The sequence below is a fragment of the Rhodococcus sp. BS-15 genome (assembly GCF_000813105.1).
GTDB lineage: Bacteria > Actinomycetota > Actinomycetes > Mycobacteriales > Mycobacteriaceae > Rhodococcoides.
Window position 1 is genome coordinate 1 of record NZ_BAOX01000246.1, and the last position, 7,421, is coordinate 7,421.

The 7,421-nt window shown below is 59.0% G+C and carries 8 protein-coding genes and 1 pseudogene; 2 read left to right on the top strand and 7 right to left on the bottom strand.

Annotated features, from left to right (window positions below; all coding sequences use genetic code 11):
• Positions 1 to 133: 133 nt before the first annotated feature.
• The 3 genes from RHBS_RS21290 to RHBS_RS21300 are packed head-to-tail and all read right to left on the bottom strand — an operon-like array spanning position 134 to position 3,168.
• Complete coding sequence (locus RHBS_RS21290; protein WP_187298583.1) at positions 134 to 919, bottom strand: pyrimidine reductase family protein; 786 nt, start codon at positions 917 to 919, stop codon at positions 134 to 136.
• Positions 903 to 1,895: an asparagine synthase C-terminal domain-containing protein gene (locus RHBS_RS21295; RefSeq protein WP_187298584.1), complete on the bottom strand. Its 993-nt coding sequence runs from the start codon at positions 1,893 to 1,895 to the stop codon at positions 903 to 905. Before RHBS_RS21295 ends, RHBS_RS21290 begins: the two co-directional genes overlap by 17 nt.
• A gap of 25 nt (positions 1,896 to 1,920) precedes the next feature.
• The gene (locus tag RHBS_RS21300; protein ID WP_121870002.1) at positions 1,921 to 3,168 is read right to left on the bottom strand and encodes a hypothetical protein; all 1,248 of its coding nucleotides are present in this window, start codon (positions 3,166 to 3,168) and stop codon (positions 1,921 to 1,923) included.
• Positions 3,169 to 3,272: 104 nt separating this feature from the next.
• Here RHBS_RS21300 and zapE point away from each other — a divergent pair, with 104 nt between their 5' ends.
• The gene (zapE, locus tag RHBS_RS21305; protein WP_121870001.1) at positions 3,273 to 4,286 is read left to right on the top strand and encodes a cell division protein ZapE; all 1,014 of its coding nucleotides are present in this window, start codon (positions 3,273 to 3,275) and stop codon (positions 4,284 to 4,286) included.
• Between the two features lie 7 nt (positions 4,287 to 4,293).
• Here zapE and RHBS_RS21310 read toward each other — a convergent pair whose 3' ends face one another.
• From RHBS_RS21310 to RHBS_RS29195, 4 genes and pseudogenes are all read right to left on the bottom strand, one after another.
• Positions 4,294 to 4,821, bottom strand: a complete 528-nt coding sequence (locus RHBS_RS21310; RefSeq protein WP_121870000.1) for a GNAT family N-acetyltransferase — start codon at positions 4,819 to 4,821, stop codon at positions 4,294 to 4,296.
• Positions 4,818 to 5,270, bottom strand: coding sequence for a hypothetical protein (locus tag RHBS_RS21315; protein WP_121869999.1), 453 nt, complete (start codon positions 5,268 to 5,270; stop codon positions 4,818 to 4,820). Before RHBS_RS21315 ends, RHBS_RS21310 begins: the two co-directional genes overlap by 4 nt.
• Positions 5,271 to 5,286: 16 nt before the next feature.
• Positions 5,287 to 5,993, bottom strand: a pseudogene (locus RHBS_RS21320) (alpha/beta family hydrolase).
• Positions 5,986 to 6,279 (bottom strand): hypothetical protein, encoded by a 294-nt coding sequence (locus RHBS_RS29195; RefSeq protein ID WP_183130153.1) that lies wholly within the window; start codon positions 6,277 to 6,279, stop codon positions 5,986 to 5,988. Before RHBS_RS29195 ends, RHBS_RS21320 begins: the two are co-directional and overlap by 8 nt.
• A gap of 220 nt (positions 6,280 to 6,499) precedes the next feature.
• Here RHBS_RS29195 and RHBS_RS21330 point away from each other — a divergent pair, with 220 nt between their 5' ends.
• Positions 6,500 to 7,369 (top strand): bile acid:sodium symporter family protein, encoded by an 870-nt coding sequence (locus tag RHBS_RS21330; RefSeq protein WP_128646391.1) that lies wholly within the window; start codon positions 6,500 to 6,502, stop codon positions 7,367 to 7,369.
• Positions 7,370 to 7,421 lie beyond the last annotated feature (52 nt).

A 7,421-nucleotide genomic window follows, 5' to 3' on the forward strand; every position in this document is an offset into this window, starting at 1 on the left:
TGGTCGGAGCGACGGGCCGGCACCACAGGCCGCGCACATCGTGGCGAGGACGAGGACCGCGGCGAGCAACGTTCGTTTCTGCGTCACCGTGCGAGGCTATCGACTTTTCGATCGGTGTCGGACGGCGCGCTGCTCATGCCTGACGCACCCAGCGCGTGAGCAGCGTTCCGTCTTCGGCGACGAGCACGTGAGCCAGACTCATCGCGGAAGCAGCAGCTCCGTCCCAGTCTGCGATCCGCCCTGCCCGTCCTCCGACGAGGGAGGGCGACAACGTCAGACAGACATCATCCACCAGGTCTTCGGCAAGCATCGAACCGAATAGCTTAGGGCCACCCTCGCACAGAATCCGAACGAACCCTAAGCGGCTCAGGCTGGTCAGAGCAAGCTTGACATTCACTCGGCTGGTTCCGGCGTGTATTACTACTGCGCCTGCGGATTCGAGAGCTTTCGTCTTGGTCTTGGGTGCTGCATCCGTGGTTATTACGATCGGCGGAACGAAAGTGTTGGTAAATAATTGACTGTCCGGGTCTAGGTCTGCAGTTGAGGAGAGTACTGCGATCGGCGGAACTGCAGATAGACCTTGTGCACGTCGGCGTGCCTCTAGTTCCTGGTCGCTGCGGACACCGAAGTAGTTTTCAGCCTTTGCGGTGCCAGACCCGATCACTACCAAATCCGTCAACTCTCGCTGAATCCTGAACATTGCTTTGTCTGCGTGCGAGGACAGGCCTCCCGAAATTCCGTCAACTGATGACGCGCCATCTATGCTGGACACGAAAGAACCACGGACCACGACATTCGAGTTAGCAGTCGGTCTTTCGTACGAGTAAGCTTCGAAAATTTCCTCAAGAGTCAGGATGTTTGGTCCGGTAAGCGGTGTCGAGTTCTCATATATTTTTTGTATGTCAGGAATTCTGCTCAATACTATCGTCGCTCCGATCTCGGACTTGTGGGGCCAGTAGGAAGAGTCTTGCAATGGATAGATCCAAAGGCTCAGTAAGGGGGCTGGTGTAGGTTTCAGCCCCTGGCAATTGTGCGAGATATTTGCGAGCTTCTAGTACAATTCCCCCAACTACTCCTGACGAGTACTGAATCGGATCCTTTTTGCTTCGCGTTAGTTCACGTGGAACCCCAAGCATCTCTGCAGCCATGCGGAGGCACAGTTTGTCCTCATGATTTCCGTTCGTTGAAAATAACGCGCTTGGAAGTAGTGTTTTCGAAAATTGCCATGCTTCTACAGTCTGAAATATCTGAACGAACCTGTCGCAAGATTCGCCCAAAATTCGTTCGAAAAAATCAGGTATTAGTCTCTTTCGGCTAAAGTTCCTCAGAACCTGTTGCTCTATCATGCTGTTCATCTCATGAATTGCTGACGAGCTCGAAACCGGGCTATTCAATCGCTTCCCGCCGAGAAACAAGGCATCAGCGCCGCTTCCGGTGAGTATCGGACCATTGATTCCCAATCTCGAGAACTCCTTGAAGCATGCCCTAATTGGCACTGCGGAGGAAATTTCCCAAATTTCCGTACTATTTAGTAGCTTTGAGGCTGCAATCGCGGAATCGAGTAGCTCAGCCGTTGATGAGCGGACAACGTGATGCTCGAAACCTAAGTGCTTAGCGACGGCGACGGCTCCCGTCTCATCATTATGGCTCCCGTCCAGCTGGGGAGCGTCCACGGCATACGTAACCGCCACCAGGTCGATGCTCAGTCTGCGTGCAACCGCCGCCACGAGAATGGAGTCGATTCCGCCCGACAGCATAATTCCGTGCTCTAGCCCGCGGTCACTAGTCAGAGCCGTAATTCTTCGCTCTAGGTAATCTATCAATGTCCGAGCTGCTGTAGATGGACTATCGACGGTTCGCTTGATTTCCATCCGAACATCAATAATATCGCTCACATATTCGAGCGGTGCCCGGAGAGAGTCACTCATTATCCGTCCTGCCATTTCCGCTATGCGCAATCAGTTCTCTGCGAGTAAACTTGGGATCGACGATGCGGCGGAGCAGCGCAAAGAATGCAATTGGGAAAAGTGTCCCAGCCGCGACAATTGTCAGTCTTTGCCACCACGACAAATCGCCAGTGAATGCGCTCCCGAGCGTGGCTGCTATTACTGCGATTAGTGCAGTGAATAGACCGAGAATTTCGACGACCTTAAATAGTGCATCAGACGTTTGTCGGGCCGACTCTTCGCCCTGCTTGGCAATTTCGCCTCGAAAGTACTCAACCTCACTTTCGATGGTGGCTGACATGTCGCGCATAATGTTTTCGGCCAGTTTGGCAATCCTTGATTCAGTTTCCTGTTGAACTCCTATCAGTTCACGCTCGCGGACGTAATCCTGGTGGATCTTTGTTTCGGAAGCATCCAGGGTGCTTATGGCCTGGTCGATGGCCGCCGTGGCTAAACTGTATTTCCCGAGTCGTCGAAGCGCAGTAGCTTTCCTCATGTAAGTGACGCTGTCAGCGCGGTTTTGGGAAAGTAGCTTGTCTGCAATGGTAATCATCAATTCTGCCTCACGTTCTCCATCTGTAAACCACAGCGCATGGAGGAGCAATTGAAGAACCTTGTCGCTGTCAGTCTCTGACTGCACTTCTTCGACAGTAGACAGCTCGTAATCTCTGCGCTGACCCATACGGGCAAAGAGTTTCAGTGCGGTGAGGTACTCCGTCGATGAACGAAACGGTTCTGGCAAGTAAGAGAACCCGCGGTGAATGAGGGAGAAGTCAAAATTGTAGCGAGCTGAAGTCAGAAATATGTAAGATCGAAACTTCAGGTGGTCTGGGTCGAGGCGCGAGTCGTGAAGGTCTTCGACCGACATACCCAAGAGTGCAGAAGCGCCCCGTTCGCGCGCGTTCCAGGTAATTGCGTTGATAATCGGAATTGCAAGGTCGTCGCTGATGCGTGCCTCCTGACACCACCCCTCTAGCAGGCGCGGCCACTCGCGATTCGAGGCTGCGAGAGACGTGAAGTATGCGATGACGGCCCTACTGGCGGCGCGTCCGACTAAAGGGTCCTTGACAAGTTCTTTCAGCAGTTCGAGGTTGTCGGAGTTGAGCCCATCCGCCAAATCTTGGACCCTGTGTCGGCCGGAAGAAGGATCGGCGTTCTCGGCTATTTGTTCAAGCCTCGTGTACAGGTCAGGATGAGTTGCGGTCGGTGTGTCCTCCGTCATGCCGCGAGGCTAACACTGCCGATCGAGCCCGGTGTGATGTGAAGTAGGTCCCAATATGGAGAAGCTGCATGAGAGAGATCAGACCACGTCGTTACGCTCGACAAATGCCCGCACGCCTTGTCGACCGAAATCCCGTGGTTCCCTCCGATCAGTTGATCGCACAGATGGTCCCGCCGGCGATGTTCGACGACGTCAGTTTCTCCTCGTACATTCCAGACCCCAACGAGCCGACACAGGCTGCGGCGGTCGAGAAGGCAGAGGAGTTCGCGAACAAGGCGCAGAAGATCCGCAGCAAGGGCAAGCGGGGTCTCTTCGGCAAGAAGACCCCGGCCATCGGTGCCGGCCTGTACCTCGACGGCGGCTTCGGTGTGGGCAAGACTCACCTGCTCGCTTCGATTTACCACAGCGTTCCCGAGCCGAAGGCATTCGGTACGTTCGTCGAACTCACTCACGTCGTCGGTGCCCTCGGCTTCAACAAGGCTCTCGAAGAACTCTCGGACCACAGCGTGTTGTGCATCGACGAGTTCGAGCTCGACGACCCAGGCGACACGATGCTGGTCTCGCGGCTGCTCTCGGAGCTCTCACAGCGCGGAGTATCCATCGTCGCGACGTCCAACACTCTGCCCGGGCAGCTCGGTGAGGGCCGCTTCGCCGCCGAGGACTTCCTGCGCGAGATCAAGAAGCTCGGTTCGATCTTCGAGTCGGTCCGCGTCGACGGCCCCGACTACCGCCACCGCGATCTGCCTCCGGCTCCCGAGCCCACATCCGAGTCGGAGCTGATCGAGCGCGCCGAGACGGTCGAGGGCGCAACCCTGGACGATTTCGACGAGCTGTTGGCGCATCTGAGCACGCTGCACCCCTCGCGCTACGGCAAGTTGCTCGACGGCGTTCCGGCCGTGTTCTTGAAGAACGTGCACCCGGCTTCGGATCAGGCCATCGCGCTGCGACTGGTCGTCCTCGCCGACCGTCTCTACGACGCCGGTATCCCGGTGACGGCATCGGGCGGCAAGCTCGACGAGATCTTCACCGAGGAGATGTTGGCAGGCGGCTACCGCAAGAAGTACCTGCGCGCCACCTCGCGTCTGCTCGCGTTGTCTCGTTTCGCTGCAGTCGGCTGAGCGGTCGTCACAGCGTCACCTGCATGACGTAGTCGTCGTGCGTCTGGACTCCGACGACGAACGTCTTGGTGCCCACGATCTCGAATCCGTGTTTGGCGTAGAACTTCTGCGCCCGCACGTTCTGCTGATTGACGCCCAACCATGCTGCGGCACAACCGGAGTCGCGTGCGTGATTCAACGACGACGACATCAATCGGCCCGCGGCTCCGCTGCCGTGCTGGGTCGGTTGCACGTAGAGTTTGCTGATCTCCATGGCCGGCTCGTGCGAGAGGGCTGCGCGAATGTCCGGGTCCGTAGGCGTCCCGGATACGAGCATCGCATAGCCCACGACGTCTGCGTCGGCGGTCTCGTCGACGAGGACCGTTCTGGTCACGTCGGCGATGTAGTTCTCGAAGTGCTCGGCCGACAACACGTTCGAGATGAACTGCTCGATGTCCTCGGGCCGGGTTCCCGGCGGGCAGGCGAGCTGAAAGGTCGACGCGGCCACCTCGGCGACGCGATGTGCATCGGCGAGTGCTGCCACGCGCACGGTCACAGCAGATCCACCGCGTTCTTGGCATCACGCAACGACAGACCGGTTCGGTCGCGTAGCAGTTTGATGGCCGAGATCGCCTTACCCTCCGATTTGAGCGACTGCAGCCGCGGGATCAGATCGTCCCAGGGGGTCGGACCGGATTGCGCGGCATCGACGATGGTGGCCGAGGACGGAAAGGGCTCGCCGCGCTGCACGCAGTCGATCGCGTTCTTCGCGTCGAGGAGCCCGGCACCTGTTCGTTCACGAAAGACCTTGATGGCCTGGACCTTCTTGTTGGCAGCGAGCAGTCGATGAATGTCTGCGCGGGCGCTCTCGTCGAGACCGACGAGCCTGATGTTGCGTGAGGTCTCTGGGGACGAGCCGGGCTTCTTGCGAGCCAACAGCCACGCCGCGAGCACCGCGGCGTCGACGAGGACCAACGCCACGATGAACCATCCCCAGGTCGGCATGCCTTAGTAGACCACTTCAGCGCGACGGGTCGAAGAGCGGGACGACAACCGACGAATCGGACGTCGGAGTACCGAACAACGAGGCGGCACCGGCAAGGGTCTTCGTCGCTGCGTCGTACTTGGCCGGAGCGAGGTCGTGGCCTGCACCCTCGATGTCGACGAGCAGTGTGGGGGCCGGGACGAGCGCGAGCGCAGCGCTCAGTTCGGCAGTGGTGCCGAACGGGTCCTTCGTACCGTGCACCACCACCGCTGGTGTCCGTAGTTCGGGAAGGTGATGGGTACGAGCTTTCTCCGGCTTGCCCGGCGGGTGCAGGGGATAGGACGTCAGGACGAGTCCGTCGACGAGACCCGGTTGTTCGGCCGCGATCATCGACCTTGCCTGCCACCGTAGGAATGCCCACCGAATGCGATGAATCCGTCGGTCTCGGCGCGAAGGCGTTCGACGGCCTCGGCGATGCCCAGCCGGTCCTCGGCCGACCGGGACGGGTGCGGCGGTCCCTTGGGCTTGCGTACTCGAAAGGGAAGGTCGAACCGCAGCACCGTGAACCCGGCTGCTGTCCATACTGCGGCGATGCGCTGCAGCAGCAGCGACTCGCAGTTTCCGCCCGCACCGTGCGTCAGAACGAGGCCGCCGCGTGACGGTATCGAGGGTGTGTGCAGAAAGGCGACGCCCCCGCCGAGATCGATGTCGGCGGGGGCGTCGGGTCCATCGAGTTCAGGCATCGTTCGAGGACGTTACCTTTTCCTGGGTGTCGACGTGATCCGTGTCAGCGTCGTCAGCAGACCCGTCGGAGTCGGTGGAGCCCTGTTCATCGGCGTCCACCATCTCACCGTTGTCGTCGACCATGTCCGCGAAGGCGGTCCCGGCGACGGTGCCGTTGGTTCCCGGAAGGGCCACGGTGGGCCGGGCACCGGGGCGATACCGGTCGTCGAGGCCCTCGACGGACTTCTTCGCCTCTTCCAGGGTGGCGTCGTCGACTGTGGGTTCGCTCTGAGCATCGTCCGACACGTGAGTGTCCTTCCGTCGAAGTGTGTGCGTCGTCTCCACTGTGCACTTCTATGGCGTGAATCACCACAATTGATTTCGGGATGCGCGCCGATGACCCGTCGAAGAGGTCGAATCGACCGCGTGACGCGAACAACTCATGTCCATTCTCTTCATCGAACTCTCGCCAGAAACGGACGAATGCCGCACACTCATCTCACGTTTCCCGCACCAGAAGGAATCCATGGACGACTCGGTATTGATCTCGACGTTTCTGCCCATCGCACTCGCGATCATCATGTTCGGACTCGGACTGTCGCTGACCGTCGAGGATTTCCGACGCACCGCGCGCACGCCGCGGGCCGTTGTGATAGCCCTGGCTCTCCAAATCTTGGTTCTTCCTGTTCTCGCATTCGGACTGATTCTGCTGTTCGACCTGCCGCCATTGCTGGCTGTCGGAGTGATGCTGCTGGCCGCATCTCCGGGCGGGACCACCGCGAACCTGTTCTCGCACCTGTTCCGTGGGGACGTCGCACTCAACATCACATTGACTGCGGTCAATTCGGTTCTCGCGGCCGTGACCATTCCCGTCATCACCAACTTCGCCATCGCTTACTTCGATGCAGACGGTGAATTGGGCCTGCAGTTCGGCAAAATAGTGCAGGTCATAGCTATCGTGCTGATTCCGGTGGCACTCGGAATGCTGGTGCGCAGTCGATCCTTGGCGTTCGCCGAACGCGCGGATCGACCGGTCCGGATCTTCTCGATCGTCATCTTGGTGTTGGTGGCGGTCGGCGCCCTTGTCGGCGAGCGATCAAACGTTGTCGGTTACCTCGAACAGGTCGGACTGGTGACGGGGTTGTTCTGCTTGGCAAGCCTTGCCATCGGCTACGGTGCTGCGCGACTGCTGAAGATGGGTGAGCCGCAGTCCATCGCGATCTCGATGGAAATCGGAATCCATAACACCACCGTTGCCCTCACAGTCGCGTTGAGCGTGCTCCAAAGCACCGAGGTGGCGATACCGGCCGCTGTCTACTCGTTCCTCATGTACGTATTTGCCACGGCATTCGGTTATCTGGTTACCGGACGGACCCGCACACAGGTCTCGTCATGACGTCGGGCAGCACGGATCGAAGGCGACTCCGGTACAAACAAATCAGGCCCCC

Excerpts from the sequence above, each read along its gene's own strand:
- RHBS_RS21300 (WP_121870002.1), bottom strand. The coding sequence starts at position 3,168 with ATGACGGAGGACACACCGACCGCAACTCATCCTGACCTGTACACGAGG.
- zapE (WP_121870001.1), top strand. The coding sequence starts at position 3,273 with ATGCCCGCACGCCTTGTCGACCGAAATCCCGTGGTTCCCTCCGATCAG.
- RHBS_RS21315 (WP_121869999.1), bottom strand. The coding sequence starts at position 5,270 with ATGCCGACCTGGGGATGGTTCATCGTGGCGTTGGTCCTCGTCGACGCC.
- RHBS_RS21330 (WP_128646391.1), top strand. The coding sequence starts at position 6,500 with ATGGACGACTCGGTATTGATCTCGACGTTTCTGCCCATCGCACTCGCG.